The following is a 26,777-nucleotide window of genomic DNA, read 5'->3' as shown; positions in this document are numbered from 1 at the left end:
CACCATCAGAGGAAGACAGTTGTCCATCGAGATCGCCAACGAGTCGGGTGTCGAGGTCGACACCGACGCCGTGCTCGCCGTCGCGCGGCACGCCCTCGACGAGATGGGGGTCAACCCCCTCGCCGAGCTGTCCGTGCTGCTCGTCGACATCGAGTACATGTCGGAGCTGAACCACCGCTGGATGGGCGGCGACGGCCCGACCGACGTGCTCGCCTTCCCCATGGACGAGGGCAGCGTCGACCACGGCCCGGGCGAGAGCGCCCCGGCCGGCGGTGAGCCGGCCCTGCTCGGCGACATCGTGCTCTGTCCGGAGGTGGCGGCCAAGCAGGCCGCCGTGGCCGGGCACTCGGCGGCCGACGAGCTGCACCTGCTCACCGTGCACGGCGTGCTGCACCTGCTCGGCTACGACCACGCCGAGCCCGAGGAGGAGCGGGAGATGTTCGGTCTCCAGGCCCGGCTGCTGGCCAGCTGGCGGTCGACCCGGTCGCGGTGATGGACACCTTGGCGGCGGTCCGCGCGCCCGCCGGCCTGCCCGATCTTCAACTCCTGGTCTTCGCCGCCGGGCTGGTGGTCCTCGCCGGCCTGATCGCGATGACCGAGGCGGCGCTCGCAGCGGTCTCCCCGGCCCGCGCCGCGGAGCTGACCCGGGACGGGGCGCGCGGCGGGCGGGCCCTGCAGGTGGTCGCCGGTGACGTGGTCCGCCATCTGAACCTGCTGCTCCTGCTGCGGCTGCTGGCCGAGCTGACCGCCACCACGCTGGTCGCGCTGGTGGCTGTGGACACGTTCGGCGCGGGCTGGCGGGCGGCGCTGGTGACCGCCGGCGCGATGACGGTGGTGAGCTTCGTGGTGGTCGGGGTCGGGCCGCGCACGATCGGCCGCCAGCACGCGTACGCGGTCGGCCGGGCGGTCGCGCCGCTGGTGCGCTGGCTGGGCCGCGCGCTCAACCCGCTGGCGTCGCTGCTGATCCTGATCGGCAACGCGGTCACCCCGGGCAAGGGCTTCCGCGAGGGGCCGTTCGCGACCCAGGTGGAGCTGCGGGAACTGGTCGACCTGGCCGAGCAGCGCGGCGTGGTGGAGCACGGCGAGCGCCAGATGATCCACTCGGTCTTCGCGCTCGGCGACACCATCGCGCGCGAGGTGATGGTGCCGCGTACCGAGATGGTGTGGATCGAGGAGCGCAAGACGCTCGCCCAGGCGCTGGCGTTGTTCCTGCGCTCCGGGTTCAGCCGCATCCCGGTGATCGGCGAGAACGTCGACGACGTGCTCGGCGTGCTCTACCTCAAGGACCTGATCCGGCGGGTGCAGGGCGACCAGGCGGCCCGGCAGATGCCGGTGGCCGAGCTGATGCGCCCGGCCACGTTCGTGCCGGAGTCCAAGCCGGTGGACGACCTGCTCTCGGAGATGCAGGCGGCCCGCAACCACCTGGTCATCGTCGTCGACGAGTACGGCGGCACCGGCGGGCTGGTCACCATCGAGGACATCCTGGAGGAGATCGTCGGGGAGATCACCGACGAGTACGATGTCGAGCGCCCGCCGGTCGAGCATCTGCCGGACGGGGCCGTGCGGGTGACCGCGCGGCTGCCGGTGGAGAATCTGGGCGAGCTGTTCGACACCGCGCTGCCCACCGACGAGGTGGAGACGGTCGGTGGCCTGCTGGCGCAGGCGCTCGGCCGGGTGCCCATCCCGGGCGCCGAGGCCGAGGTGGCCGGCCTGCGGTTGATGGCCGAGGGCACCACCGGCCGGCGCAACCGGATCGACACGGTTCTGGTGAGCCGCGTCGACCGGGGCGACGCGCCGGAGGGCGCGAACCGAAACGACCCGCCCGATTCCCGTGGCGACAACAACCGTTCCGAGGAGAGGCAATCCGCCGATGCCTGAGACACCCGCCGTGCCCGCCGCCCTGCCCACCCCGGCCGATCCGGCCGAGCTGAGCGCCGAGGACGCCAAGCTCGTCGTGCTGGCCCGGGGCGCGCGGGGCCGGGTGGCGGCAGTGGAGGGCGCCGCGGTCCGCGACCAGGACGGCCGGACGTACGCGGCGGCGAGCGTGGCGCTGCCGTCGTTGACGCTCACCGCGCTCCAGCTGGCTGTCGCCTCGGCGGTGGCGGCGGGCGCGAGCCGGCTGGAGGCCGCTGTGGTGGTGACCGAGGCGTCGACGCTGGACGGGGCGGGGCACGCGGCGGTGCGTGACCTGTCCGCCGACGCGCCGATCCACGTGGCCGCGCCGGACGGCGCCGTGCTCGGCACGGTGGTCGAGTGACCACGCCTGAGGCGCGTCCCTACCGGGCCGGTTTCGCCTGTTTCGTTGGGCGGCCGAACGCCGGCAAGTCGACGCTCACGAACGCGATCGTCGGCACCAAGATCGCGATCACCTCGAACAAGCCGCAGACCACCCGGCACATCATCCGGGCGGTGCTGCACCGGCCGGACTCGCAGCTCGTGCTGGTCGACACCCCGGGCCTGCACCGCCCCCGCACGCTGCTGGGGGAGCGCCTCAACGACCTGGTCCGGGAGACGTGGAGCGAGGTCGACGTGATCGGCCTGTGCGTGCCGGCGAACGAGCCGGTCGGCCGGGGCGACCGTTTCATCACCGGCGAGCTGGCGAGCCTGAAGGCCACCGTGCTGGCGGTGGTGACGAAGACCGACCTGGTGGACAAGAAGCGGCTGGCCGAGCAGTTGCTCGCGGTCAGCGAGCTGGGCGAGTTCGCTGCCGTGGTGCCGGTCAGCGCGGTCTCCGGGCACCAGGTCGACACGCTCGTGGACGTGATGACCGGCTACCTGCCGCCCTCGCCGCAGCTCTACCCGGACGACATGCTCACCGACGACCCGGAGCAGGTCCTGGTGGCGGAGCTGGTCCGCGAGGCGGCGCTGGAGGGCGTACGCGACGAGCTGCCGCACTCCATCGCGGTGGTGGTCGAGGAGATGATCCCGGAGGGCAACCTCACCAAGATCTACGCCGACGTGTACGTCGAGCGGTCGAGCCAGAAGGCCATCGTCATCGGCCACCGGGGCAGCCGCCTCAAGCACGTCGGCACCACCGCCCGGCGGCAGATCGAGGAACTGCTCGGCACCCGGGTCTACCTCGACCTGCACGTACGGGTGGCGAAGGACTGGCAACGCGACCCGAAGCAGCTGCGCAAGCTCGGCTTCTGAGCCCTCGGCCGGGCGTGCTCGGCGACGGGTGATCAGGATCAGTCAGGCCTATGGGACATCTCACTTTTCATAGGCGTCTGTGGTTGTTTCGAGGTGTCCGGGAGCAGGGTAGGGACCATTGTCTCTGCCCCCGGACCCCGCCGCGAGCTGATGCGAAACCGCTATCTGGACCTGCTGCGCTTCCTGGCCATCCTCCGAGTCGTCACGTACCACGTCACCGGCTACGCCACGCTCACGCTGGTGTTCCCGGCGATGTCGGTGATGTTCGCCCTGGCCGGGTCGCTGATGGCCGCGTCGCTGGACCGCAGCGGGGTGGGCGCGGTCGGGCGGCGGCTGCGCCGGCTGCTGCCGTCGCTGTGGGTGGTCGCCGCCGTCTTCGTGCCGGCCATGCTGCTCACCGGGCTGGCGTTCGGCCCGAAGGTGCTGCTCTGGCTGTTCCCGATCAGTGACCCACCGGCCAACTACTGGGGCGGGCTGGCGCTCAGCCCGATCTGGTACCTGCGGGACTACCTGTGGTTCGTGCTCGCCTCACCGTTCGTGCTGTGGCTGTTCCGCCGGGCGCCGCTGCCCACGCTGGCCGCGCCGTACCTGCTCCTGGTCGCGATCGAGGCCGGCATCCTGGCGAACCCGCCGACGGTGCTGCGCGAGTTCGGCCTCTACTTCGGCGCCTGGCTGCTCGGCTTCGCCCACCACGACGGGCTGCTGCGCCGGATGCGCAACCGGGTGCTGCTGCCGGTGGCCGCCGTCGTCGGCGCGGCCGGCCTGGCCTGGATCTTCACCCATCCCGGCCCGCGCGGGTACGACATCAACGACATCCCGCTCGGTAACGCGCTCTGGTCGGCCGCGTTCATCCTGGTCGCGATCGGCCGCGCGCCGACCGGGGTGACCTGGGTAGACCGCGTGCCGGCGCTCGGCCGCGCGGTGACGGTGGTGAACCGGCGCGCGCTGACCATCTACCTCTGGCACATGCCGTTCGTGGTGGCGCTCACCCCGCTCGTCGGCCTGGTCGGCTGGTCGCCACGCGACCCGGTCGGCCTGTGGCTGCGGGTGGGGCTGGTCTTCGCGCTGGTCGGCGTGGTGACGCTGATGGTCGGCTGGGTCGAGGACGTGGCCGCCCGGCGTACCCCGGAACTGCTTCCCGGCAGGCCGCGGCGGACCGTGGCGGAGCGGGCGGCGGCCGCCCCGGCCAGCCCGGCTCCCGCCGGCGCCCAGGACGGGCTCGTGGGCGCCGGCGCCCGGATCCCGTCGCCGCGCCGCGCGGTGGACCGGGCGGACGACCCGCCGCCGGGCGCGGGCGGCCACCGGCGGGACGCCCCGGCCGCCGACTGACCGCGCTCAGCGGCTGGTGACCGTCACGTTCCCGCTGGTGGCGGAGACGTCCAGCAGCACTGACGCGCCAGGGTCGTCGGTCACCGTCACGTCGGTGTCCCCGGATCTCGCCTCGGCCCGCACCCGGTAGCGGCCGGCCGGCACGGCCAGGTCCACGTCCCCGCTGGTGGCGTGCAGCCGGGCCGGAGCGGGCTGGTCCAGTTCCACGACGACGTTGCCGGAGGTGGTCTCGGCGTCGACCGCGGAGGCGAGGCGCCGGGCCTCGATGTCGCCGGAACGGGCCCGCAACCGCACCGGGCGGGCCGCCTCGACCACCCGGATGTTGCCGGACGTGGACGACGCGCGGACCTCTCCGGTGGCGCCCCGGATGGTCAGGTCGCCGGAGCTGAGCGTGAACTCCACCGCCCCGATCTCGGTCAGGTCGACGTTGCCCGAGGCGGTCCCGCCCTTCACCGCCACGCCGGGCGGCGCGGTCACCTCCCAGGAGATGCTGCACCGGTGACCGCAGTCGGTGGGCAGCACGAGTTCGTCGCCCTTGATCTCGTACCGGCTGGTCGGCTCGTCGCCCTGGTAGCGGACGACGCGCTTGATCCGTACCTGGTCGGCCGGGCCGTTGGCCCGGACCACGACGTCCCCGGAGCCGTCTTCCGTCACGGTGATCCGGGTGATCTTCGCCTGCTCGGTGTGGTCGTAGTCGAGCCGGCGGAACGAGAGGGTGTCACACCCGGAGAGAACGATGAGCGTGGCGGCAGCGGTCGCGGCCACCGCGGTACGGAGCGAAGCCATGGCCAGCACACTAGGTCCGGCCCGGCGCCCGGCACATCGGGGATCGCCCGCCGGTCCACCCCGAGCCGACCCTGAGATCGCACCCGGAGGGAGAATGGCCTGATGGCCGGGTACCGCCGACAGCTCTACCGCGACGACGCGGTGGTGCTGCGTGTGCAGAAGCTGGGCGAGTCCGACCGGATCATCACGCTGTTCACCCGCCGGCACGGCCGGTTGCGCGCGGTGGCCCGGGGCGTGCGGCGCACCACGAGCCGGTTCGGCGCCCGGCTGGAGCCGTTCGGGCACGTCGACCTCCAGCTCGCCGGTGACCCCAAGGGCAACCAGGGCAGCTCGCTGCACACCGTCAGCCAGGTCGAGGCGATCGAGCTGTACGGCAAACGGTTCCTCGGCGACTACCCCCGCTACACGGCCGCCAGCGCGATCGCCGAGACCGCCGAGCGGCTCACCCCGGTCGAGCGCGAACCGTCGCTGCGGCTGTTCCAGCTCACCCTCGGCGCGATGAAGTCGCTGGCCCGCGGCGAGCACGCCACCACGCTGGTGCTCGACGCGTACCTGCTGCGCGGCATGGCGTTCGCCGGCTGGGCGCCGGCGCTCGCCGCCTGCGCGGTCTGCGGCGAGCCGGGCCGGCACCGCGCGTTCTCCGTACCGGCCGGCGGCGCCGTCTGCCCGGACTGCCGGCCCCCCGGCGCCGCCCACCCCGCGCCCGCCACGCTGGAGCTGATGTCCGCGCTGACCTCCGGCGACTGGGGGTACGCCGACGCGGCCGAGACCGGCGTACGCCGGGAGTGCAGCGGGCTGGTCGCGGCGCACCTCCAGTGGCATCTGGAACGCGCGCTACGCTCGCTGCCGCTGGTCGACCGGGGCGCCCCGGCGGCCGGCGCGGTCCCGTCGCCCGGCGGCGCGGGACCGGATGTGGTCCCGCCGCGCTCCGGCGCCGGGCCCGTCGCCGGTGTGAACAGGGAGATGACCGAGTGATCCGATCGACGAGGGCGACCCGCCGCGAGCCGGTCCCGCCGACCCCGCACCCCTCCGGGGCCCGTCCGCCGGCGCTGCCGCCCGCCGCGGTGCCCCGGCACGTCGCCATCGTGATGGACGGCAACGGCCGCTGGGCCAAGGAGCGCGGCCTGCCCCGCACCAAGGGGCACGAGCAGGGCGAGCACAGCCTGTTCGACACCGTCGAGGGCGCGATCGAGATGGGGATTCCCTACCTGTCGGCGTACGCGTTCTCCACCGAGAACTGGCGGCGCTCGCCCGACGAGGTCCGCTTCCTGATGGGCTTCAACCGCGACGTCATCCGTCGCCGCCGCGACCAGCTCGTCGACCTGGGCGTACGGGTGGTCTGGTCGGGCCGCGCGGGCCGGCTGTGGAAGAGCGTCATCTCCGAGCTGCAGACCGCCGAGGAGATGTCGCGCGGCAACTCGACGCTGACGCTGCAGTTCTGCGTCAACTACGGCGGCCAGGCGGAGATCGCCGACGCCGCCGCCGGGATCGCCCGCGACGTCGCCGCCGGCAAGCTGGACCCGGCCAAGGTGAACGAGAAGACTGTCGCGCGGTACCTCTACCACCCCGAGGTGCCCGAGGTCGACCTGTTCCTGCGCCCCTCCGGCGAGCAGCGCATCTCCAACTTCCTGCTCTGGCAGACCGCGTACGCCGAACTGGTCTACCTGGACACGCTCTGGCCCGACTTCGACCGCCGCCACCTCTGGTACGCCTGCGAGCTGTACGCCCAGCGCGACCGCCGCTTCGGCGGCGCCCTGCCCAACCCGGTCGCCCCGGGCGCCTGAGGGGGCAGGCTTACCGGCGCGCCGCTCTGGGTACCGATACCTCCAGACAGCAAACGCGGAGGTGAACCACATGATTCAGAAGCGGATCGCGCAGTGGGCGGTCATGGCGGTCGCCGTGCCGCTGGCGGCGGCCGGCGCGCGCCGGCTCAGCCACACCCTGGAGGCCCGTCGCGGCCCGTCCGGGGTGAGCCGTCTGCTGACCAAGGGCGCCGACCTGATCCGGCCGCAGAAGGCCAGGCGTCGCCGGTTCTTCTGACCTGCGACGTCGGCCCGACCGGTACGCCCCGCATCCGGCTTTACCGCCGGGCGCGGGGCGTTGCGCTCTACGATCGGCGCAGGGGCGCGCCGCCGGGTGCGCGCCCGCCACGGGGGTGGAGGATGCGCGATCTCCGGTACGAGATGACTGCTGCCCTGGCCGCCGCCGACCTGGTGGAACCGGACCGCCGGGACGCGGTCGCCGGGCTGTGCGCCGAGCTGGCCGAGCGGTGGTGCGCCGAACTGGGGCACACCCCGGCGGTCCGCTCCGGCGAGATCGGCGAACTGGCGGCCGGCGAGCCGGCGGCCGGCTGGGCGCCCGACCCGCACGCCCAGCGGGCCTGGTGAGGTGTCCGGCCGGGCTCACGCCTCCACTTCGGAGCGGTCGCCCGCCCAGAGCGTGTGGAACGAGCCGTCCCGGTCCAACCGGTGGTAGGTGTGCGCGCCGAAGTTGTCCCGCAGCCCCTGGATCAGCGCGGCCGGCAGCCGCTGCGCCCGCAGCGCGTCGAAGTAGGCCAGCGACGACCCGAAGGCCGGTGCCGGCACGCCCGCCCGGGCCGCGTCGGCCACCACCCGTCGCCAGGCCGGTACGCCGGCGCTGACCCGCTCGGCGAACCACGGCGCGACGAGCAGCGTCGCCAGGTCCGGCTCCGCGTCGTACGCCTCGCGGATGCGGTCCAGGAAACCGGCCCGGATGATGCAGCCACCCCGCCAGATGGTGGCCGTGCCGCCCAGGTCGATGTTCCAGTCGTACTCCCGGCTGCCGGCGCGGATGTGGTCGAAGCCCTGCGCGTACGCGACGATCTTGCTGGCCAGCAGCGCGCGGCGCACGTCCTCGACGAACGTCTCCCGGTCGTCCACCTGCCACTTCTCGCCCGCGTCGGCGAACACCCGGCGGGCGGCCTCGCGCTGGCCGGCGTGCCCGGACAGCGACCGGGCGAACGTGGCCTCGGCGATGCCGGTGATCGGAATGCCCAGGTCGAGCGCGCTCTGCACGGTCCAGCGGCCGGTGCCCTTCTGCTCGGCCTGGTCGAGCACCACGTCGACGAACGCCTGACCGGTTGCCGCGTCGGTGTGGCCGAGCACGTCGGCGGTGATCTCGATGAGGAACGACCCCAGCTCGCCGCCGTTCCACTCCCGGAAGATCTCCGCGATCTCCGCCGGGCTCGCCGACAGACCGGCCCGCAACAGGTCGTACGCCTCGGCGATGAGCTGCATGTCGGCGTACTCGATGCCGTTGTGCACCATCTTCACGAAGTGGCCCGCGCCGTCCGGCCCGACGTGCCGGCAGCAGGGCTCGCCGTCCACGTGCGCGGCGATCTTGGAGAAGATCGGCCCCAGCTTGCGGTACGACTCGGCCGACCCGCCGGGCATGATGCTCGGGCCGAGCAGCGCGCCCTCCTCGCCGCCGGACACGCCGGTACCGACGAAGTGCAGCCCGTGCGCGCGCAGCGCCTCCTCCCGGCGGCGGGTGTCGGCGAAGTGCGCGTTGCCGCAGTCGACGACGATGTCGCCCTCCTCCAGCAGCGGGACCAGCTCGTCGATCACCGCGTCGGTCGGGGCGCCGGCCTTCACCATCACGATCACCGCGCGGGGCCGCTCCAGCGAGCCGACGAAGTCCGCGAGCGACTCCGACGGCACGAACGTACCCTCGTCGCCGTGCTCCGCGACCAGGCTGCGGGTACGTTCCGGCGACCGGTTGTGCACCGCCACGGCGAAGCCGTTGCGGGCCAGGTTCCGGGCCAGGTTGCGGCCCATCACCGCCAGACCGGTGACCCCGATCTGCGCCGTCGCCTGCTCTGCCATGCGTACCGCCACCTCTCGTCCGTACTGCCGTGCTGCGACCGTATCGCGGCCGTCGAGGATGTGGGCGACGGTGTCCACAGGGTGTGACCGGCGGGTGGCCGTACGTCCCTCGGCTTAATTCGGCTGCGGGACTCGCCGGTGGCGCGATAGCGTTGCCGCATGCGTATGTGACGCCCCACCTCCGAGCCCGGTCCACCGCCGCGAGTGCCGTGGACCCGTCCTGCTCCGGGCGTCCGCATCCTTCCCCGCCACCGTCGGTCGCGGTGTCTGTCGTGATCGGAATGCGCCGGAGTCCTCGCTCGGCGCGTCCCGGTCGGCGCGCCCGCACGACAGGAGGCCCGCGAATGCCCGCGAAGCGCAATCCGAAGAAGTCCCGCAAACAGTCCTCGCCGCAGGTGACCGCGCCGGCGCTCGACGCGCTCACCGCGCCGCCCGCAGTGGTGCTCCCGACGGAGCCGGTGGCGTCCGCCGTGTCCCTGGACGCGGCGCCGCATTCGGCGTCACCGGAGACTCCGGTCCTGCCCAGCGCGCCCGCGACGCCGCCCCGATCCGGCCCACCGGCAGGGCGGCAGGCCCGGGTCACCGGGCGCAGCCAGCGCGCCGGCCAGACCCGCTTCTACGCGTTCCGCCGGAGCTGACCGGCAGGCCGGATCCCGTCGCCCGCTGCCCGGGCAGGCCCCTCATCCGGGTCCTTGCCCGGGCAGCGTTTCTCCTTCCCGCCGCTCGCCCCCACCGCCGGTGTCCCTAGAGATCTTGGAAGATTTCGGCCCCTATGGGGACCATTTCCTACCAAGATCTTCCCCGACGTCGGTCGATCATGAAGTTGGCGGCGACAAAACGGGCAGCCCGTGCCGTCAACTTCATGATCAACGGGGGCGGGGCGGGGCGAGGCGGGGCGAGGGGGGTCAGCCGATCAGGGGGCGGAAGGTGCCCAGGGCGATGCTTGTCGCCAGAGCGGCGGCGGCCAGGAGGGCCGATCCCACGACCAGCAGCGTGTCCGCGCCGGTGAAGCGCTGCGGGCGGGCCACGGTGCGCGGCGTACCCGCGTCGAAGCCCCGGGCGTCCATCGCGACGGCGAGCCGTGTACCGCGCCGGATCGCGCCCACCAACAGCGTGAACGCGGTCGACCCGAACAGCCGCAGCTTCGCCACCGGATTGCGGCCGGCGTCCACGCCGCGGGCCCGCCGGGCCATGCTGATCATCCGCCATTCCTGCTCCAGCAGCGGCACCATCCGGAACGCGGCCAGCGCGCCGATGGCGAACCGGGCGGGCGCCTTCGCGTTCTGGATCAGCGCGTCGGCCAGGTCGGTCGGGTCGGTGGTGGCGAACACGACGATGCCGGGCAGCGCCACCGCGAGCATCCGCAGCACCAGGCCCAGCGCCGTGACGAGCACCCCTTCGGTGACCAGGATCGGCCCGGCCTGGAGCAGCACCGGGCCGGAACGGTCGGCCGCGAAGAGCACAAGCGTGACCAGGATGCCGACGGCACCGGCGAGCAGCGGCCAGGCGCGGCGGGCCAGCACCCGGTAGCGGACGCCGAACAGCGGCAGCACCGCGAGTTCGACGGCGATGGCGACGGCCGGGGCCACCGGATCGAGCGTCGCCACCAGGATCAGCGTGAACACCATCGCGGCGGCCAGCTTCGCCACCGGGTTGCGCCGGGCCAGCGGAGCGCCCGGCGCGGCGACCGGTTCGACGTTGATCACGAGGACGCCCCCAGGGTGAGCGTCCGGTCGGCCAGCGCGGCCACGAAGTCCTCGTCGTGGGTCACCGCCACCACGCCGTGCCCGGCGTCGCGCAGCTCGGCGAGCAGGTCGATCAGTTCCAGCCACGTGCGCCGGTCCTGGCCGAACGTAGGCTCGTCGCAGATCAGCAGGCGGGGCGCGGTGGCCAGGGCCGTCGCCACGCTCAGCCGCCGCGCCTCGCCACCCGAGAGGGTGTACGGGTTGGCGCCGGCCAGCCGGTCCAGCCGCAGCCGCTCCAGCAGGGCGTCCACTGTGGCGCTGACCGCTGCCTGGGGCTGCCCGGTGCGGCGCGGGCCGAGCGCCAGCTCGTCGCGGACGGTGGCGGTGACGAACTGGTGTTCCGGGTCCTGGAACACCGAGCCGATCCGGCGTACCAGCGCGGGCGCCCGCCAGCGGTACGGGGGAGTGCGCGCGTCCCGCCCGGCCAGTTCCGCCGACGCGGTGACGCCGCCCGTGCCGGGTTTCAGCAGGCCGCCCAGGAGCAGCGCCAGCGTCGACTTGCCGGCCCCGTTGGGGCCGAGGACGGCGAGCGCCTCGCCGGCGCGTACTCGAAGATCGGTGGGGTCGAGCCGGGGCGGCAGGCCGAGCCGCTCCGCGGTGAGCAGCACGTCGCCGGGCGGCGTGGTGGCGTGCCGGGGTGGCGTGACCTGGCCGGGCACCCACACCCCGGCGGCGGCCAGCGCGTCGCCGTGCGCGGCGAAGACCGCAGCGGGCGGCCCGTCGGCGCGCACCCCGCCGCCCGGTTCCAGCACCACCACGCGGTCGACCAGCGGCAGCGCCTCGGTGACCCGGTGCTCCACCAGGACCATCGTGGTGTCCGTGTCGAGCGCGTTCGCGACGGCCCGGCGGATCAGCGCGGCGCCGGCCGGGTCGAGGTTGGCGGTGGGCTCGTCCAGCAGCAGCAGTCCGGGGCGCAGCGCGAGCGTGCCGGCCAGGGCGAGCCGCTGCTGCTCGCCGCCGCTGAGCGCGGCGGTCGGCCGGTCCCGGTCGTACGGGAAGCCGACCCGGCGCAGCGCCTCGTCGACGCGGGGCCAGATCTCCCCGGCGGGTACGCCACGGTTCTCCAGCCCGAACGCCACGTCGTCGCCGGAGCGGGCCATGACGAGCTGGGTCTGCGGATCCTGGAACAGGATGCCGACGCGCTCGCGGGCCTTGCGCGGGTCCAGCCCGTCGATCTCGACGGTGCCCTCCTGCTCGCCGGAGTCCTCCGGCAGCAGCCCGGCCAGCGCCGCCAGCAGCGTGCTCTTACCGGCGCCGGAGGGTCCGAGCAGCAGCACCCGCTCGCCGCTCTCCACCCGAAGATCCACCCCGCGCAGAGCCCAGCGTTTCCGTCCCCCGTGCCGCCACCCGAACCCCCGCAGCACCACCCCGCTCACCGCTCACCCACCCCCTCTCCCGGCCCAGCCTGCGTGATCAAGGAGTTCGCGTCCGGAAAACCGTGCCCGGCGGACGCAAACTCCTTGATCACCGGGGCGGGGCGAGGCGAGGCGAGCCTCAGACCAGGGCGCGGTCGCGGCCGGCGGGGAAGCGGTCCAGGACGCCGGTGTTCGCCAGCGCGCGGGTGAGGGCCACCGCACCCAGGCCGGCCACCAGCAGACAGCTGAGCACGCCGAACGCGATGTAGGGCAGCCGGAACGTCGTCCAGCTCGTGCCGGGGTACCAGTAGAGAGCGTCGAACAGCGTGGCGAAGAGGCCGCCGCACGCGCCGGCGAGCGCCGCCGTGAGCGGCCGGTGGAGGCGGTACCGGGTGGCCGCGAAGACCGCCTCGACGCCCAGGCCCTGCACCGCGCCCTGGAGGATCGCCATCGCACCGTAGGGGGAGCCGAGCAGCACCGAGACGGCCGAGGCGACGGTCTCGGTGAGCAGCGCCGCCCCCGGCTTGCGGACGATGAGCGCGCTCAGCACGGCCGGGATGAGCCAGACGCCGTACATGACCGACTGGAGCGGGGCGAAGAAGGCGAACGGCCCGTCGCTGCCCTTCCAGAGGATGTTCCAGAGCTGGAACACGACGCCGAAGGTGACGGCGATGACCGAGGCGACGACGATGTCGACGGTACGCCAGCGGTTGCTGTCGTTGTGGTTCACGGTTGGCTCCCAGTTCGTCGAGGTGAACCAGGAGAAGACGCACGCCGCGCCCGGTGGTCACCGGACGGCGACGCGGCTGGAGGTCGACCGAACTCCCTGCGCTGGCATTACCCAGATCAGGTTCGAGGGTCTGCGGGCACCGGCCCGCACTCTCAGCGCTGTGCGCTCCCCTGTCGGATGTGAAGTTGTCTCGTCGCAGACGCTAGCACCGACCACGGGCCCCGGCCCAGCAGGGCGAGTGTCGGTATGGTGGCGATCATGCTGGTGGATGCGCGGGGACTGACGTTCGAGGTACGCGCCGACGGCCCCGAGGGCGGTGACCCGGTCCTGCTGCTGCACGGCTTCCCGCAGCACTCCGGCGAGTGGGACGCGGTGACGCCCGCGCTGCACGCCGCCGGGCTGCGCACGTACGCGCTCGATCAGCGCGGCTACTCGCCCGGCGCGCGGCCGGCGGACGTCGGGGCGTACCGGATTCCGGAGCTGGTGGCCGACGCGGCGGCGGTGCTGGACTCCCTCGGGGTGACCCGCGCCCACGTGGTCGGCCACGACTGGGGCGCGATCGTGGCGTGGGGTCTGGCGGCGGCGCACCCGGAGCGGGTGCGGACGCTGACCGCGGTGTCGGTGCCGCACCCGGCCGCGATGGGGCACGCGCTCGCCACCGACCCGCGGCAGAAGGTCAAGTCCGCGTACATAGCGTTGTTCCGTAAGCCCGGTACGGCGGAAAAGGTGCTGCTGGCGTGGAACGGTGCCACGCTGCGCAAGCTGCTCAGCGGCGTGGGCGACGCCGGCGCGGTGGCCCGGTACGCCGAGCCGATGCGCGAGCCGGGGGCGTTGACGGCGGCGCTGAACTGGTACCGGGCGATGACCGGGGCGGACATGAAGGCGGTCGCCCCGGTCGGGGTGCCCACCACGTTCGTCTGGAGCGACAAGGACGTGGCGATCGGCCGGACGGCCGCGCAGGCGTGCGCCGCGCACGTCACAGGTGACTACCGGTTCGTGACGCTGCCTGGCGTCAGCCACTGGATCCCGGACGAGGCGCCCGGCCCGCTGGCCGAGGCGATCCTCGCCCGGTGCGCAGGAACGGAGGAGGCATGACGGTGAGCGCCGAGGCGTACCTGGCGGTGGTGACCGAGACGATCGGCCGGGTCGCCGCCGAACAGCGGCGCAACGTGGCGGACGCGGCCGACCTGATCGCGGCGGCGCTGCGCGCCGACGGCGTGGTGCACGCGTTCGGCACCGGGCACTCCGAGGCGCTGGCCATGGAGATCGCCGGTCGGGCCGGTGGGCTGGTGCCCACGAACCGGATCGCGTTGCGTGACCTGGTGCTGGTCGGCGGCGACCCGGCCGACGTGCTGGGCCCGAAGCTGGAACGCGACCCGGCGGTGGCGCACCGCCTCTACGAGCTGGCGCCGATCCGGCCGCAGGACGTGTTCGTGCTCGCCTCGAACTCGGGCGTGAACGGGGCGATGGTCGAGTTCGCGTCCATCGTGAAGGAACGCGGGCACGGGCTGGTGGCGATCACGTCGGCGCAGCACTCGGCCCGGATGACGTCGCGGCACCCGTCCGGCCGCAAGCTCGCCGACTTCGCCGACGTGGTGCTGGACAACGGCGCCCCGTACGGCGACGCCACGCTGCCGCTGCCGGGCGGCGGCGCGGTGGGCGCGGTCTCGTCGATCACCGCGGCGCTGCTGGCCCAGCAGATCGTCGCCGAGGTGGTGGCCCGGCTGGTCGCGGCGGGGGAGCGTCCGCCGGTCTACCTGTCCGCGAACATCACCGGCGGCGACGAGCACAACGCCGAGCTGGAGGCACGGTACGCGGGGCGGATCCGCCGCGGTTCCTGAACCGGTTTCGTGATCATCCGTACGGGGCACAGGCGGTCCTGCCGGTGGGCGTTCACCCGCCGGCCGTGCCGTCTCCCGGGGAGGTCCGCGAGTGTCGAAGGAATCCGAGAAGCAGCGCTGGCAGCGCAACTTCGCCGATCTGTTGCAGGAGCTGCGCGTCGCGCAGACCGGCGTGCAGATCCTGTTCGCCTTCCTGCTGACGCTGCCGTTCAGCGCCGGGTTCGACCGGACCACCGAGTTCCAGCGTGACATCTACATCCTGGCGCTGCTGACCGCAGCCGCCTCCGCCGCGATGATCATTTCTCCGGTGGCGTTCCACCGGGCGCTGTTCCGCCAGGGACGCAAGCCGGAACTGGTCCGCTTCGCCCACCGGATGGCCACCGGCGGCCTGTTCTTCATGCTGATCGCGATGGTCAGCTCGGTCCTGCTGGTCTCCGACTTCGTGCTGGACCGGCCGATCGCGTTCCTGCTCAGCGCGCTCACCGGCCTCTGGTTCCTGATCTTCTGGGCGATCCTGCCGTTCAGCCGCCGCAACTGGGGCGACGACGACATCGACGACGAGGACGACGACCCGCAGACGCTCACCGGCGGCTGACCGTCCGCCAAATCGGACGTGCACGCGGCGCTACCCCTGGGTAACACCCGGGGGTAGCGTCGTTTTCGTCGAGCGCGTCGACGCAGCCGGACCGACGAGGAGGCAGCCGTGACCACGACACAGAACAGCCGGCCCGAGTCCCCCGACGGCGCGGGGCCGCTGCCCGGAGAGGCGGGCCAGGTCACCGAGAAGGAGGCCCGCCAGGTCGCCGAGGCGGCCCGCGAGTCGGCCTGGGACCGGCCCAGCTTCGGCAAGGAACTTTTCCTCGGCCGGTTCCGGCTCGACCTGATCGACCCGTGGCCCCGCCCCGACCCGGCCGAGGTGGCCCGTGCCGACGAGTTCCTCGGCTCGCTGCGGGCGTACCTGGGGTCCGAGGTGGACGGTGAGGCGATCGAGCGGGACGCGCGCATCCCCGACGAGGTGTTCCACGGACTGGCCGGGCTGGGCGCGTTCGGCATGAAGATCGACCGCAAGTACGGCGGACTCGGGCTGAGCAACCTGCACTACTGCCGGGCGCTGATGCTCGTCGGCTCGGTGAGCCCGGCGGTCAGCGCGCTGCTCTCCGCGCACCAGTCGATCGGCGTGCCGCAGCCGCTGAAGATGTTCGGCACACCCGAGCAGAAGGACCGGTTCCTGCCCCGGCTCGCCGCCGGTGAGGTCTCCGCGTTCCTGCTCACCGAGCCGGACGTCGGCTCCGACCCGGCCCGGCTCGCCACCACCGCCGAGCCGACGGCGGACGGCGCCGGCTACCGGCTCAACGGGGTGAAACTCTGGGCCACCAACGGCACGCTCGCCACCCTGCTCGTGGTGATGGCCCGGGTGCCGGCCGGCGAGGGGCGGCGCGGCGGCATCACCGCGTTCATGGTGGAGGGCGACAGCGACGGCATCACCGTCGAGCGGCGCAACTCCTTCGTCGGGCTGCGCGGCCTGGAGAACAGCCTCACCCGCTTCCACGACGTGTTCGTGCCGGCCGAGAACGTGATCGGCGGCGAGGGCAAGGGCCTGAAGATCGCGCTGACCACGTTGAACACCGGCCGTCTCTCGCTGCCGGCCATGTGCGTGGGCGCCGGGAAGTGGGCGCTGAACGTGGCCCGGGAGTGGGCGGCGGACCGGGTCCAGTGGGGCCGACCGGTGGCCGAGCACGAGGCGGTGGCGAAGAAACTGTCGTTCATCGCCGCCACCACGTACGGCATGGAGTCCATGCTCGACCTGTCCTGCATGCTCGCCGACGACGACCGCAACGACATCCGGATCGAGGCGGCGCTGGTCAAGCTCTACGCCAGCGAGATGGCGTGGCGGATCGCCGACGAGCTGATCCAGATCCGCGGCGGACGCGGGTACGAGACGGCCGACTCGCTCGCCGCCCGGGGCGAACGGCCCGCCGCCGTCGAGCAGCTCCTGCGTGACCTGCGGATCAACCGGATCTTCGAGGGCTCCACCGAGATCATGCACCTGCTTATCGCCCGCGAGGCGGTCGACGCGCACCTGTCGGTGGCGGGCGACATCATCGACCCGGACGCCGGGCTGGGCCGCAAGGCGAAGGCGGGCGCGCGGGCCGGCGCCTTCTACGCGAAGTGGCTGCCCACGCTCGCTGTCGGCAAGGGGCAGACGCCCGGGGCGTACCAGGAGTTCGGGCCGCTGGCCGGGCACCTGCGCCACGTCGAGCGGACCTCCCGCAAGCTGGCCCGGTCGACGTTCTACGCGATGTCCCGGTGGCAGGGGAAGATGGAGCGTAAGCAGGCGTTCCTCGGCCGGGTGGTGGACATCGGCGCGGAGCTGTTCGCGATGAGCGCGGTCTGCGTCCGGGCCTACGCCGAGCGGGACGCGCACCCGGAGAACGTCGAGCTGGCCGACCTGTTCTGCCGTCAGGCGCGGCTGCGCGTCGACGAGCTGTTCACCGGCCTGTGGTCGAACACCGACTCGGTCGACGTGGCCGCCGCCAAGCGGATCGTCGCCGGCCGGTACGCCTCGCTGGAGGACGGCGTCCTCACGCCGCCCGCCGACCTGCCGTGGGTGGCGCGCTGGGAACCGGGGCCGTCCACCGCCGAGGACGTGCGCCGCCGCATCCCGCCGGCCGGCTGACCAACCGCTACGCCTCGGCGCGCCCGCGCGGCGGTCGTCGTCCGCCGGTGCGGTGCCGGGTTCCGGCGTGCTGCGCCTGCGGACGGCGTCGTCCGTCGGTCCACGCGGAGTCCGGCGACTGCCCGGCCGCGCAGGAACTTCGGCCGCGCCCCACCGGTCTCCGTTCCCGAACCGGGGGAGCGAGCTGGTGTCGCGGCGTGGCCCGGGCCCGTGGCCGTGGTGCCGGACCTGCGGCGTGCCGTCGGACCGGCGGCCCTCAGACGGGGCCAGCGACCCGTTACGCGGTGTCACGTGGTGCCAGAGGAAGGACTCTGTTTTTGGCGTTATGCCTCTCAGTCATAGATATGACTCAGAGGCATAACGCCGAGAAGTGCATCAGCCGGGAGCCGGGAGCCGGTCCGTCAGCGGCCGCCGCGCAGCCCCAGCCCGCGCAGCTCCAGCGCGGCGAGCGCGTCGACGGTCTCGTCGTCGCCGCGCCGCCACGCCTCGGCGACGTCCGGCGCGATCCGGTTCAGCTTCGACAGCGGCTGACCGGCCAGCGCGCGCAGCGCCAGCAGGTCCCGGCCGGCCGGCGCGCCGGCCAGGGCCTTCGCCGCGCCTGCCCGGCGCATCCAGCGCACCCGCAGCGGCAGCCAGCCGAACAGCACCAGGCCGAGCGGGAACACCAGCACCGCGATGGTCAGCCCGAGCGCCAGCTGCCCGACCATCTCCTGCTGGTCGCGGCCGGCCTCGGCGACCGCGCGGGCGGCGTCGGCGGCCCGGGTGAACGGCGCGGTCAGCTCGTCGCCGACCAGCGGCACGCGGCCGACCTTGCCGCCGGCGTCGGCCAGGTTGTCGGCGAGGCCACCGCCGGCCCCCTCCAGCTTCTGCCCGGGTACGGCGAGCTTCTCGACCACGTCGTGCAGCCACAGCGCGAAGCGGATCGCCGCGTACACCCAGGCGACCACGAGCAGGTCGGTGAGGAACTGGCGGGCCGCGGTGGGAAAGCGGTCGGCGTAAATCTTCACGCCGGACAGCCTGCCACGGCTCGGCCCTGCCGGCACGAGACAGTTTCGCGCCTCAGGAGGGCCCTTCACCGGCGTGGCTGACCGCGTCCGCCACGATGTGCGCGACGTGGTCGTCCACCAGGGCGTACGCGATCTCCCGGCCGCGCCGCGACCCGCGTACCACCCCGGCGCCGCGCAGCACCCGCAGGTGCTGGGAGACCAGCGGCTGTGGCGCGCCGAGCTTCTCGACCAGCTCGTGCACGCAGCGCTCGCCCTCGGCCAGCTCGCTGACGATCGCGAGCCGGATCGGGGCCGAGAGCGCGCGCAGCAGGTCACCCGCGCCCTCGAAGGCGTCGTACCCGTTCGTGCCGGTCACCCTGTAACGGTAACCAATCCCAGCTGCGTCAGCCGGTAGGGCCTCATCCGAGCAGCACCTCGTGCTCGGCGGGCTCGACCGGCGGCGCGGCCCGGTCGCTCCCGCTCCGGCGTCGCAGCGCCCGCACACCGGCCGCGCCGAGCGCGACCAGCAGGAACGAGCCGATCGCCACCAGCACCACCGACGCGCCGGGCGCGGTGTCAGCGGTGGCCGCCACCCAGACGCCGGCGCCGGCGGCGAACAGCCCCAGGGCCATGGCCGCCGCCATGGTGGACCGGAAGCCCCGGGTCACCTGCTGCGCGGTGGCCACCGGCACCACCATCAGCGCGCTGATCAGCAGCACCCCGACCGCCCGCATGGCGATGGTCACCGTGATCGCGGTGCCGACCGCGATGATCAGGTTCAGCGCGCGTACCGGCAGGCCGGAGACGCGCGCGTACTCCTCGTCGTGGCAGACCGCGAACAGCGCCGGGCGCAGCACCAGCATGGTCACCAGCAGCGCCGCGCCGAGCACGCCGATGGTGACCAGGTCGCCCTGCGAGGTGGTGGTCAGCGACCCGAACAGGTACGCGTTGAGCGCCCCGCTGCTGGCGTCGGAGAGCCCGACCAGCACCACGCCACCGGCGATGCCGCCGTAGAACAGCAGCGCCAGCGCCAGGTCGCCGGAGGTGCGCCCGTACGCGCGGACCAGCTCGATGACGATCGCGCCGAGCGTCGCGGCGATCACTGCCACCAGCACGGGAGAGCGGTTGAGCAGCAGGCCCGCGCCGACGCCGGTGAGCGCCACGTGCCCGATCCCGTCGCCGATCAGGGCCAGCCGCCGCTGCACCAGGTAGATGCCGAGCGCGGGCGCGGCCAGCCCGATGATCAGCGCGCCGACCAGGGCGCGGAGCATGAAGTCGTACTGGAAGAGGTCCATCTCAGATGCCTGTCCAGAGCCGGGCGGGCTCCTCGTCGCAGTGCGGGTGCACGTGCTCGTGGTCGGGGTCGGCGTGGTGGCCGGCGGGTTCCGGCACGGCGCCGTCGTGGGCGATGCCGCCCTGGTGCACCACCACGGCCCGGCTGATCAGCGGGCGCAGCGGGCCCAGCTCGTGCGCGACGAGCAGCACCGTGCCGCCGCCGTCCCGGAACGAGCGCAGCGCCCCGGCGAACGCCTCCTGGCTGGCCGCGTCCACCCCGGCGGTCGGCTCGTCGAGCACCAGCAGCTCCGGCCCGCCGGCGAGCGCGCGGGCGATCAGGGTGCGCTGCTGCTGGCCGCCGGAGAGCGTGGACACCGGGTCGCCGGCCCGGTCGGCGAGCCCGACGGCGTCCAGCGCCGCCGCCACCGCCTCCCGGTCCGCCCGTCCGGCGGGCCGCAGCACGCCGCGGCGGGCCAGCCGCCCGGACGCCACCACCTCGCGTACGGTGGCGGGCACTCCGCTGCCCGCGCCGAGCCGCTGCGGCACGTACCCGATTCGGTGCCACTGCCGGAAGCGGCGCTGCGGCGTGCCGAACAGGGCGACCGACCCGGCGCCGACCGGCACCAGGCCGAGCGCGGCGCGCACGAGCGTCGACTTGCCGGAGCCGTTGGCGCCGAGCACGGCGACCACCTCGCCGGCGGTCACTGTCAACGAGACGTCACGCAGCACCGGGCGGCCGTCGTAGCCGACTGTGGCGTGCGCGATCTCGATCACGGGTGGGGTCATGAACAGTCCAGAGCGGTTCGCAGGGTCTGCAGGTTGGTACGCATCGCGGAGAGGTAGTCGCCGTCGGCGGGCGGGCCCTCCAGCGGGTCCAGCACCGCCGTCTTCGCGCCCACCTCACGCGCGATCGTCTCGGCGACCTTCGGGCTGACCAGCGTCTCGAAGAAGATCGTGCCGGCCTGGTGCTCGCGGGCCTCCTCGGCGACCTCGGCGAGGCGCTGCGGCGACGGCTCGGACTCCGGGGTGAGCCCGCTGATGCCGATCTGCTCCAGTTGGTAGCGCTCGGTGAGGTAGCCGAACGCGGTGTGGCTGGTGACGATCTCCCGGCGCTTGCAGGTGCGCAGGCCGTCGGCGTACTCGGTGTCCAGCTTCGTCAGCTCGGCGCGCAGCGCGCCCGCGCGGGCGGTGTAGTCGGCGGCGTGCTCCGGGTCGGCCTTGCCGAGGCGCTCGGCGAGCTTGTCGCCGATGGTGGCCAGCCGGGTCGGGTCGAGCCAGACGTGCGGGTCCTTGCCGCCGCTCTCCCCGGAGTGCCCGGCCTCGCCCTCGTGGTCGTGGCCACCGGCGGCGGCGTCGCGCAGCGGCGTCACGCCCGCCACGTCGAACGCGCGGTCGCCGCCGTTCTGCTCCACCGCCTCGTCCACCGCCGGCTGGAAGCCGCTGAGGTAGACGACCACGTCGGCGTCGACGACCTGGCCGACCTGCCGTGGGTTGAGTTCCAGGTCGTGCGGCTCCGCGCCGGGCTTGGTCAGGTTGCTGACCGAGACCGTGTCGCCGCCGATCCGCTCGGACAGGAACTGCAGCGGGTAGAACGCGGCCACCACGCCGACCTTGCCCGGCTCGCTCGCGGCGCCGGTGCCGTCCGCGCAGGCGGTCAGGCCGGCGGCGGCGAGCAGGGCGGTTGCGGTGGCGGTCAGGACACGGCGGGGTGCGCGAACGGTCATGGGCTCAACTGTCCGCGACAACGAAAACTATTGTCAAAAACGCATGATTGCATGTCAGCGCAGGTCAGCTCGGCTCTGCTTCCGTACGTCAGCCGACCATGAGCTTCGCCAGCGCCACCGCGATCAACAGGGTGAGCATCACCAGCCGGAACATCCGGGTCGCCGGCGCCTGCACCGGCCAGGTGACCGACATCAGCCACACCAGGCCGCCGGCCAGCGCCAGCAGCAGGACGCCGCCCGCCGGGCCGGGCGCGAAGAGGCCGACCAGCATCAGGGCCAGTACGGCGAGGAACACCGCCGTCGGGTTGAGCCGTGCCAACCGGGACAGCACGGGACTCTGCGTACGCTGCATGCCACAAACTCTACGAGGAGGAACGCCGTGCTGGTCACCAACCGGTTCGTGGTGGAAGCCGAAACGGTGGACGAGTTCACCCGGGAGGCGCACGCCGCGCTGGCCGCGCTCGCCGCCCGCCCCGGCTACCTGCGCGGTGAGCTGCTGCGGGCGCTCGACGACCCGGACCACTGGTGCCTGCTCACCGAGTGGGAGTCGGTCGGGGCGTACCGGCGGGCGCTCGGCGGGTTCGACGTCAAGGTCACCGCCGTGCCGCTGCTCGCCCGATCGGTGGACGAACCGTCGGCGTACGAGACGCTCGCCAGCGCCGCCCCCGAGGGTGAGATCGTCGTCGTCGCCAGCGATCGGGCCGCAGGTCCTTACCGGTGAGTGCCGGGGCACTACCCTGGCGCGTATGACCGCTCCCGGACCGGCCGCACCACCCCCGTCGTCAGTTCCGCCCGCGCCGCCGGCGGACCCCGGGGTGCCCGCGCCGCCGCAGGGGCCCGGTGCCGCGCCGCCGTTCGCCGCCCCGCCCACCGAGGGCGGGCGGACCCGGCTCTGGCTCGGCCTCGGCGCGGGCGCGCTCGCCGTGCTGATCTGCTGCGGCGGAGGCGGCGCGGCGGTGGTCGGCCTGGCCGTGAGCAACGCCCAGGCGATCGGCGAGCAGGGCCGGGCCGTCACCAGCGACTACTACCAGGCACTGGTCGCCCGGGAGTGGTCCAAGGCGTACGACACGCTCTGCGACGACCTCCGCCGACGCGAACCGCGGCCCGAGTTCGTGCGGCGCGTCGCCACCGAGCCGCAGATCTCCGGCTACCGGGTCGGCGAGGTCGACATCACCACGCTCACCGTCCCGGTGGACGTCACGCTGGCCGGCGGTCGGCGGGAGGCGCAGACCGTGACGCTGGCGCCGGACCAGCAGACGGGCGGCGTGGAGGTCTGCGGGGTGAGCTGACCGGCCCCCGGTATTCTGCTGGGCTCGGGACGAACGCGGTCGTACCGTTGTCCCGAACAGCCCGGTTTTATCCATCTCAACCGCGCCGACCGCCAGCCGGCGTAGGAGGAAACATGCCAGCCGACCGTATCGACGCCGTCACCAGCCTCGCCAAGCGCCGGGGCTTCGTCTTTCCCTCCAGCGAGATCTACGGGGGCACCCGGTCGGCGTGGGACTACGGTCCGCTCGGCGTCGAGCTGAAGGAGAACGTCCGCCGGCAGTGGTGGCGGACCATGGTGCAGCAGCGCGACGACGTCGTCGGCCTCGACTCGGCGGTCATCCTGGCCCGCAAGGTCTGGGAGGCCAGCGGCCACATCGCCGAGTTCGTCGACCCGCTCACCGAGTGCCAGTCCTGCCACAAGCGGTTCCGGGCCGACCACCTGGAAGAGGCGTACGAGGCCAAGCACGGCAAGCCGCTGACCTCGCTGACGGAGCTGAACTGCCCCAACTGCGGCAACAAGGGCACCTTCACCGAGCCGAAGATGTTCAACGGCCTGATGAAGACCTACCTGGGCCCGGTGGAGAGCGACGAGGGCATGCACTACCTGCGCCCGGAGACCGCCCAGGGCATCTTCGTCAACTACAAGAACGTCGAGACGGTCGCCCGCAAGAAGCCGCCGTTCGGCATCGCGCAGACCGGCAAGTCGTTCCGCAACGAGATCACCCCCGGCAACTTCATCTTCCGGACCCGCGAGTTCGAGCAGATGGAGATGGAGTTCTTCGTCGAGCCCGGCACCGACGAGCAGTGGCACGAGTACTGGCTCTCCGAGCGCTGGAACTGGTACCTCGACCTCGGCCTGTCCGAGGAGAACCTGCGCTTCTACGAGCACCCCAAGGAGAAGCTCTCCCACTACTCGAAGCGCACCGTCGACATCGAGTACCGGTTCCGGTTCGGCGGCAGCGAGTTCGCCGAGCTGGAGGGCATCGCCAACCGCACCGACTTCGACCTGTCCACGCACAGCAAGCACTCCGGCGTCGACCTGTCGTACTTCGACCAGGGCAAGGGCGAGCGCTGGATGCCGTACGTGATCGAGCCGGCCGCCGGCCTCACCCGCGCGGTGCTGGCGTTCCTGCTCGAGGCGTACGACGAGGACGAGGCGCCGAACACCAAGGGCGGCGTGGACAAGCGCACCGTCATGCGCTTCGACCCGCGGCTGGCCCCGGTCAAGGTCGCCGTGCTGCCGCTGTCGCGTAACGAGGCGCTGTCGCCGAAGGCCAAGCAGCTCGCCACCGACCTGCGCAAGCGCTGGGTGGTCGAGTTCGACGACTCGCAGGCGATCGGCCGCCGCTACCGCCGGCAGGACGAGATCGGTACGCCGTTCTGCGTCACCGTCGACTTCGACACGCTCGACGACAACGCCGTGACGGTCCGGAACCGGGACACCATGGCCCAGGAGCGCGTCTCGCTGGACCAGGTCGAGCGCTACCTGATCGAGCGCCTCCCCGGCTGCTGACCTTGCTGTAAGGAAGGGCCCCTTCTTAACGCCTCGCGTAGAGAAGGGGCCCCTTCTTAACACCCGTCGCCGGGGGAGATCGGCTCCGCCCGTACGCCGGTCGCGGCGCCCACCCCGCGCCTGGCCGCGTACGCGTCCTCCACCGTGCGCCGCACCCGGCCCGGCTCCCTGCGGATCTGCGCCGGCGTGAAGTGCAGGACCAGCACCCCGTACCGGCTCAACTCGTTGTGCCGGTCCAGCGTCCGTGCCCAGTCGGTCGGGCTGAGGTGGTACTCCCGCGAGTCGACCTCCAGCGCCACCGCGCAGTCGGCGAGGTAGCCGTCCGGCGTCGGCAGGCGGGTGCCGTCGGCCGCCGACAGCCGCGGGTTCCACAGGATCCCGCCGAGCATGCCGCTGCCGCCCAGGCACTCCCGCAGCTCGGTCTCCGGCGCGGAGCGGACCCCGTCCGTGATCTCGGCGAACGCCTTCCGGATCAGGGCGGTGCGACTGCGCCGGGCCCGGCGGATCTCCGCGTCCAGGCTGTCCAGATCGGTGAAGCCGCGCTGCACGGCCTCCGCCACCGTCGCCCGTACCGGCCGCAACTGGCGCAGGTCGCGGGCCGCGTCCACCACCGCCCGCGCCGGCGAGCACACCGGATAGAGCGCGGTCCGCCGGGCCCGCGGATCAAGCTCCAGGGCCCGCGCGATCACCGCGTGACCGGCCGAGCGGCGCCGCGCGTGGTGCGGCAGGATCAGGTGTACGTCAGCAGTGCGCGGACTGTGCCGGAAGCCGTACCAGATCAGGGCGGCCAGGCCGGTGAGCTGCGCGTCGGCGCCTGCGTAGAGCGCCGCCGAGATGCGTCGTTGCTCGTCGGTGAGGGTGCCGGTGACGAGCGCGTACGTGGCCGGCAGCACGCGCTGCCACAGGCCGCGCCGGGTCTGCCGGTACAGGTACATGTCGTCGTATCCGACGCCGAGAAGCTGCGTCCGCGTGACGATCTGCTGCTGGCGTTCCGCCAGGTCGCCGAGTTCGGGTGGTTGTTCGGGCATGCCCGGCAGCGTGCGGGCTCCGCCGATCCTTCTGTGGCCCGCTCGCCCGCCCTGTGGACAGCCGGCCCGGCTGTGGAGCGCGTCCGCGAGGCGGGCCGGCTGTGATATGCGCCCTGTTAACAAGGGGCCCCTGCACTACCGGAGACGTTAATAAGGGGCCCTTCCTTACACTTGGTCGGTGACTGCCCCTACGCTGCCCGCGCTGACCATCGGCCCGCACCAGGTGTGGCCGCCGGTGGTGCTCGCGCCGATGGCCGGGATCACCAACGTCGGCTTCCGCCGGCTCTGTCGCGAGCAGGGCGGCGGCATCTACGTCTGCGAGATGATCACCACCCGGGCGCTCGTCGAGCGGAACCCGAAGACGCTCCGCATGATCGCCTTCGGCGCCGAGGAGCAACCCCGCAGCCTCCAGCTCTACGGCACCGACCCGGAGATCACCGCCGCCGCCGTGCGGATCGTGGTCGAGCGCGACTTGGCCGACCACATCGACCTGAACTTCGGCTGCCCCGTACCCAAGGTCACCCGGCGCGGCGGCGGCTCGGCCCTGCCGTGGCGCCGCCGGCTGTTCGCCCGGCTGGTCAAGGCCGCGGTGGACGCCGCGTCACCCGCCGGGGTGCCGGTCACCGTCAAGATGCGCAAGGGCATCGACGACGACCACCTGACGTACGTCGAGGCGGGGCTGGCGGCCCAGGACGCGGGCGTCGCGGCGGTCGCCCTGCACGGGCGTACGGCCGCGCAGCGCTACTCCGGCACCGCCGACTGGGACGCGATCGCCACGCTCAAGTCGGCGCTCGACGTGCCGGTGCTCGGCAACGGTGACATCTGGGAGGCCGACGACGCGCTGCGGATGGTCGCGCACACCGGCGTGGACGGCGTGGTGATCGGGCGCGGCTGCCTGGGCCGGCCGTGGCTGTTCGCCGACCTGGAGGCCGCGTTCAACGGCAGCCCCGAGCGGCGGCTGCCCTCGCTCGGCGAGGTGGCGGTGACCATGCGCCGGCACGCCGAGCTGCTGGTGGAGCAGTTCGTGGCCGGTGCCCGCAACCCGGCCCGGGGCGAGCGGGACGGCTGCACCGACTTCCGCAAGCACGTCGCCTGGTACCTGAAGGGCTTCCCGATCGGCAGCGAGCTGCGCCGCTCGCTCGCCATGATCGAGAGCTTGGCGCAGCTCGACGACCTGCTCGGCAAGCTCGACCCGGCCGTACCGTTCCCGGTGGAGAACCTCGGCCAGCCGCGCGGCCGCACCAACTCCCCGGGCAAGGTTTTCCTGCCCGACGGGTGGCTGGCCAGCCGCGACGACGACACCCCGCCGGACGGCGCCGAGCTGGACGACTCCGGCGGCTGACAACCCGGGTACGCCGAAGGGCCCGACCCCGTGGTGGGGGTCGGGCCCTTCGTGTTCGGTCAGGAGCTGTAGCCGCGGCTGGCGATCCAGCGGGCGAGCTCGTCCACGTCCATCCGGTAGGAGGCCTGGTTCGGGTTCGCCGAGTCGGCGATCGTCACGACCTTCCCGCCGTCGCGGTAGCC

Annotated in this window: 30 protein-coding genes, 1 pseudogene and 1 riboswitch; of the genes and pseudogenes, 18 read left to right on the top strand and 13 right to left on the bottom strand. The window is 73.2% G+C overall.

Annotated features, from left to right (window positions below):
• Positions 1–19 precede the first annotated feature (19 nt).
• The 5 genes from ybeY to KBX43_RS25235 all read left to right on the top strand — a co-directional run bounded on the left by ybeY (position 20) and on the right by KBX43_RS25235 (position 4,479).
• The gene (gene ybeY / locus KBX43_RS25255) at positions 20–493 is read left to right on the top strand and encodes an rRNA maturation RNase YbeY (RefSeq protein ID WP_030503126.1); all 474 of its coding nucleotides are present in this window, start codon (positions 20–22) and stop codon (positions 491–493) included.
• Positions 469–1,878 (top strand): hemolysin family protein, encoded by a 1,410-nt coding sequence (locus tag KBX43_RS25250; RefSeq protein ID WP_210887453.1) that lies wholly within the window; start codon positions 469–471, stop codon positions 1,876–1,878. Before ybeY ends, KBX43_RS25250 begins: the two co-directional genes overlap by 25 nt.
• Complete coding sequence (locus KBX43_RS25245) at positions 1,871–2,257, top strand: hypothetical protein (protein WP_030503128.1); 387 nt, start codon at positions 1,871–1,873, stop codon at positions 2,255–2,257. Before KBX43_RS25250 ends, KBX43_RS25245 begins: the two co-directional genes overlap by 8 nt.
• Entirely contained in the window at positions 2,254–3,150 is an 897-nt protein-coding gene (gene era / locus KBX43_RS25240) for a GTPase Era (RefSeq protein WP_064448689.1), read from the top strand. The genes KBX43_RS25245 and era overlap by 4 nt, the downstream gene beginning before the upstream one ends.
• A 150-nt stretch (positions 3,151–3,300) precedes the next feature.
• Positions 3,301–4,479 (top strand): acyltransferase, encoded by a 1,179-nt coding sequence (locus KBX43_RS25235; protein WP_064448688.1) that lies wholly within the window; start codon positions 3,301–3,303, stop codon positions 4,477–4,479.
• Positions 4,480–4,485: 6 nt separating this feature from the next.
• Here the strand turns inward: KBX43_RS25235 and KBX43_RS25230 are convergent, their stop codons facing one another.
• The gene (locus KBX43_RS25230) at positions 4,486–5,265 is read right to left on the bottom strand and encodes a DUF4097 family beta strand repeat-containing protein (RefSeq protein ID WP_043331022.1); all 780 of its coding nucleotides are present in this window, start codon (positions 5,263–5,265) and stop codon (positions 4,486–4,488) included.
• Positions 5,266–5,367: 102 nt separating this feature from the next.
• On the opposite strand from KBX43_RS25230, the gene recO reads away from it, so the two are divergent.
• The 4 genes from recO (at position 5,368) to KBX43_RS25210 (ending at position 7,652) form a co-directional block, all read left to right on the top strand.
• The gene (recO, locus tag KBX43_RS25225) at positions 5,368–6,240 is read left to right on the top strand and encodes a DNA repair protein RecO (RefSeq protein ID WP_013287962.1); all 873 of its coding nucleotides are present in this window, start codon (positions 5,368–5,370) and stop codon (positions 6,238–6,240) included.
• Positions 6,237–7,049: an isoprenyl transferase gene (locus KBX43_RS25220; RefSeq protein ID WP_043329022.1), complete on the top strand. Its 813-nt coding sequence runs from the start codon at positions 6,237–6,239 to the stop codon at positions 7,047–7,049. The genes recO and KBX43_RS25220 overlap by 4 nt, the downstream gene beginning before the upstream one ends.
• A 70-nt stretch (positions 7,050–7,119) precedes the next feature.
• Positions 7,120–7,305 carry a hypothetical protein gene (locus KBX43_RS25215; RefSeq protein WP_013287960.1) on the top strand — a complete coding sequence of 62 codons (186 nt, stop codon included), beginning with the start codon at positions 7,120–7,122 and terminating at the stop codon, positions 7,303–7,305.
• Positions 7,306–7,427: 122 nt separating this feature from the next.
• Positions 7,428–7,652 carry a hypothetical protein gene (locus KBX43_RS25210; protein WP_043329023.1) on the top strand — a complete coding sequence of 75 codons (225 nt, stop codon included), beginning with the start codon at positions 7,428–7,430 and terminating at the stop codon, positions 7,650–7,652.
• A gap of 15 nt (positions 7,653–7,667) precedes the next feature.
• Here the strand turns inward: KBX43_RS25210 and gndA are convergent, their stop codons facing one another.
• On the bottom strand, positions 7,668–9,110 hold the full coding sequence (gndA, locus tag KBX43_RS25205) for an NADP-dependent phosphogluconate dehydrogenase (protein WP_210887418.1): 1,443 nt from the start codon (positions 9,108–9,110) through the stop codon (positions 7,668–7,670).
• A gap of 344 nt (positions 9,111–9,454) precedes the next feature.
• On the opposite strand from gndA, the gene KBX43_RS25200 reads away from it, so the two are divergent.
• Positions 9,455–9,748, top strand: coding sequence for a hypothetical protein (locus KBX43_RS25200; RefSeq protein ID WP_043329025.1), 294 nt, complete (start codon positions 9,455–9,457; stop codon positions 9,746–9,748).
• Between the two features lie 267 nt (positions 9,749–10,015).
• Here KBX43_RS25200 and KBX43_RS25195 read toward each other — a convergent pair whose 3' ends face one another.
• From KBX43_RS25195 to KBX43_RS25185, 3 genes are all read right to left on the bottom strand, one after another.
• Positions 10,016–10,816 carry an energy-coupling factor transporter transmembrane protein EcfT gene (locus tag KBX43_RS25195; RefSeq protein WP_064448687.1) on the bottom strand — a complete coding sequence of 267 codons (801 nt, stop codon included), beginning with the start codon at positions 10,814–10,816 and terminating at the stop codon, positions 10,016–10,018.
• The gene (locus KBX43_RS25190; RefSeq protein ID WP_064448686.1) at positions 10,813–12,231 is read right to left on the bottom strand and encodes an ABC transporter ATP-binding protein; all 1,419 of its coding nucleotides are present in this window, start codon (positions 12,229–12,231) and stop codon (positions 10,813–10,815) included. Before KBX43_RS25190 ends, KBX43_RS25195 begins: the two co-directional genes overlap by 4 nt.
• A gap of 118 nt (positions 12,232–12,349) precedes the next feature.
• Complete coding sequence (locus tag KBX43_RS25185; protein ID WP_069087972.1) at positions 12,350–12,940, bottom strand: ECF transporter S component; 591 nt, start codon at positions 12,938–12,940, stop codon at positions 12,350–12,352.
• A 75-nt stretch (positions 12,941–13,015) separates the two neighbouring features.
• A riboswitch (TPP riboswitch) is annotated at positions 13,016–13,122 on the bottom strand.
• A gap of 76 nt (positions 13,123–13,198) precedes the next feature.
• Between KBX43_RS25185 and KBX43_RS25180 the strand changes: the two genes are divergently transcribed.
• From KBX43_RS25180 to KBX43_RS25165, 4 genes are all read left to right on the top strand, one after another.
• Entirely contained in the window at positions 13,199–14,035 is an 837-nt protein-coding gene (locus KBX43_RS25180; RefSeq protein WP_210887415.1) for an alpha/beta fold hydrolase, read from the top strand.
• Positions 14,032–14,781: a sugar isomerase domain-containing protein gene (locus KBX43_RS25175; RefSeq protein ID WP_030503141.1), complete on the top strand. Its 750-nt coding sequence runs from the start codon at positions 14,032–14,034 to the stop codon at positions 14,779–14,781. Before KBX43_RS25180 ends, KBX43_RS25175 begins: the two co-directional genes overlap by 4 nt.
• 91 nt (positions 14,782–14,872) lie before the next feature.
• Positions 14,873–15,376 carry a DUF6328 family protein gene (locus KBX43_RS25170; protein WP_104112434.1) on the top strand — a complete coding sequence of 168 codons (504 nt, stop codon included), beginning with the start codon at positions 14,873–14,875 and terminating at the stop codon, positions 15,374–15,376.
• A gap of 108 nt (positions 15,377–15,484) precedes the next feature.
• Positions 15,485–17,458 (top strand): acyl-CoA dehydrogenase family protein, encoded by a 1,974-nt coding sequence (locus tag KBX43_RS25165; RefSeq protein WP_210887411.1) that lies wholly within the window; start codon positions 15,485–15,487, stop codon positions 17,456–17,458.
• Positions 17,459–17,859: 401 nt separating this feature from the next.
• On the opposite strand, the gene KBX43_RS25160 is transcribed toward KBX43_RS25165, so the two are convergent.
• The 6 genes from KBX43_RS25160 to KBX43_RS25135 all read right to left on the bottom strand — a co-directional run bounded on the left by KBX43_RS25160 (position 17,860) and on the right by KBX43_RS25135 (position 21,795).
• A complete protein-coding gene (locus KBX43_RS25160; RefSeq protein ID WP_210887408.1) occupies positions 17,860–18,465 on the bottom strand; it encodes a hypothetical protein in 606 nt (201 codons plus the stop codon).
• A 52-nt stretch (positions 18,466–18,517) separates the two neighbouring features.
• Positions 18,518–18,820, bottom strand: a complete 303-nt coding sequence (locus KBX43_RS25155) for a metalloregulator ArsR/SmtB family transcription factor (protein WP_030503145.1) — start codon at positions 18,818–18,820, stop codon at positions 18,518–18,520.
• 43 nt (positions 18,821–18,863) lie between these two features.
• On the bottom strand, positions 18,864–19,739 hold the full coding sequence (locus tag KBX43_RS25150; RefSeq protein WP_043329036.1) for a metal ABC transporter permease: 876 nt from the start codon (positions 19,737–19,739) through the stop codon (positions 18,864–18,866).
• A 1-nt stretch (position 19,740) separates the two neighbouring features.
• Positions 19,741–20,505, bottom strand: coding sequence for a metal ABC transporter ATP-binding protein (locus KBX43_RS25145; protein WP_030503147.1), 765 nt, complete (start codon positions 20,503–20,505; stop codon positions 19,741–19,743).
• Positions 20,502–21,443, bottom strand: coding sequence for a metal ABC transporter substrate-binding protein (locus KBX43_RS25140; RefSeq protein WP_210887406.1), 942 nt, complete (start codon positions 21,441–21,443; stop codon positions 20,502–20,504). The genes KBX43_RS25145 and KBX43_RS25140 overlap by 4 nt, the downstream gene beginning before the upstream one ends.
• An 88-nt stretch (positions 21,444–21,531) precedes the next feature.
• Positions 21,532–21,795 (bottom strand): DUF6703 family protein, encoded by a 264-nt coding sequence (locus KBX43_RS25135; RefSeq protein ID WP_030503149.1) that lies wholly within the window; start codon positions 21,793–21,795, stop codon positions 21,532–21,534.
• 27 nt (positions 21,796–21,822) lie between these two features.
• On the opposite strand from KBX43_RS25135, the gene KBX43_RS25130 reads away from it, so the two are divergent.
• From KBX43_RS25130 to KBX43_RS25120, 3 genes are all read left to right on the top strand, one after another.
• A complete protein-coding gene (locus tag KBX43_RS25130) occupies positions 21,823–22,164 on the top strand; it encodes an antibiotic biosynthesis monooxygenase (RefSeq protein WP_030503150.1) in 342 nt (113 codons plus the stop codon).
• A gap of 94 nt (positions 22,165–22,258) precedes the next feature.
• Entirely contained in the window at positions 22,259–22,732 is a 474-nt protein-coding gene (locus KBX43_RS25125; protein ID WP_043329042.1) for a hypothetical protein, read from the top strand.
• A 113-nt stretch (positions 22,733–22,845) separates the two neighbouring features.
• The gene (locus tag KBX43_RS25120) at positions 22,846–24,225 is read left to right on the top strand and encodes a glycine--tRNA ligase (RefSeq protein WP_013475540.1); all 1,380 of its coding nucleotides are present in this window, start codon (positions 22,846–22,848) and stop codon (positions 24,223–24,225) included.
• 56 nt (positions 24,226–24,281) lie between these two features.
• Here KBX43_RS25120 and KBX43_RS25115 read toward each other — a convergent pair whose 3' ends face one another.
• Positions 24,282–25,253: a type IV toxin-antitoxin system AbiEi family antitoxin domain-containing protein gene (locus KBX43_RS25115; protein ID WP_210887403.1), complete on the bottom strand. Its 972-nt coding sequence runs from the start codon at positions 25,251–25,253 to the stop codon at positions 24,282–24,284.
• Positions 25,254–25,431: 178 nt separating this feature from the next.
• Here KBX43_RS25115 and dusB point away from each other — a divergent pair, with 178 nt between their 5' ends.
• Positions 25,432–26,595 (top strand): tRNA dihydrouridine synthase DusB, encoded by a 1,164-nt coding sequence (gene dusB, locus KBX43_RS25110; RefSeq protein ID WP_104112439.1) that lies wholly within the window; start codon positions 25,432–25,434, stop codon positions 26,593–26,595.
• A 59-nt stretch (positions 26,596–26,654) separates the two neighbouring features.
• Here the strand turns inward: dusB and KBX43_RS31705 are convergent.
• A pseudogene (locus tag KBX43_RS31705) lies at positions 26,655–26,777 on the bottom strand (phytochelatin synthase); the annotation flags it as partial.

The organism is Micromonospora sp. C41 (genome assembly GCF_018070485.1).
Classification (GTDB): domain Bacteria; phylum Actinomycetota; class Actinomycetes; order Mycobacteriales; family Micromonosporaceae; genus Micromonospora; species Micromonospora chalcea.
This window is presented reverse-complemented; position numbering and strand designations above follow the sequence as displayed.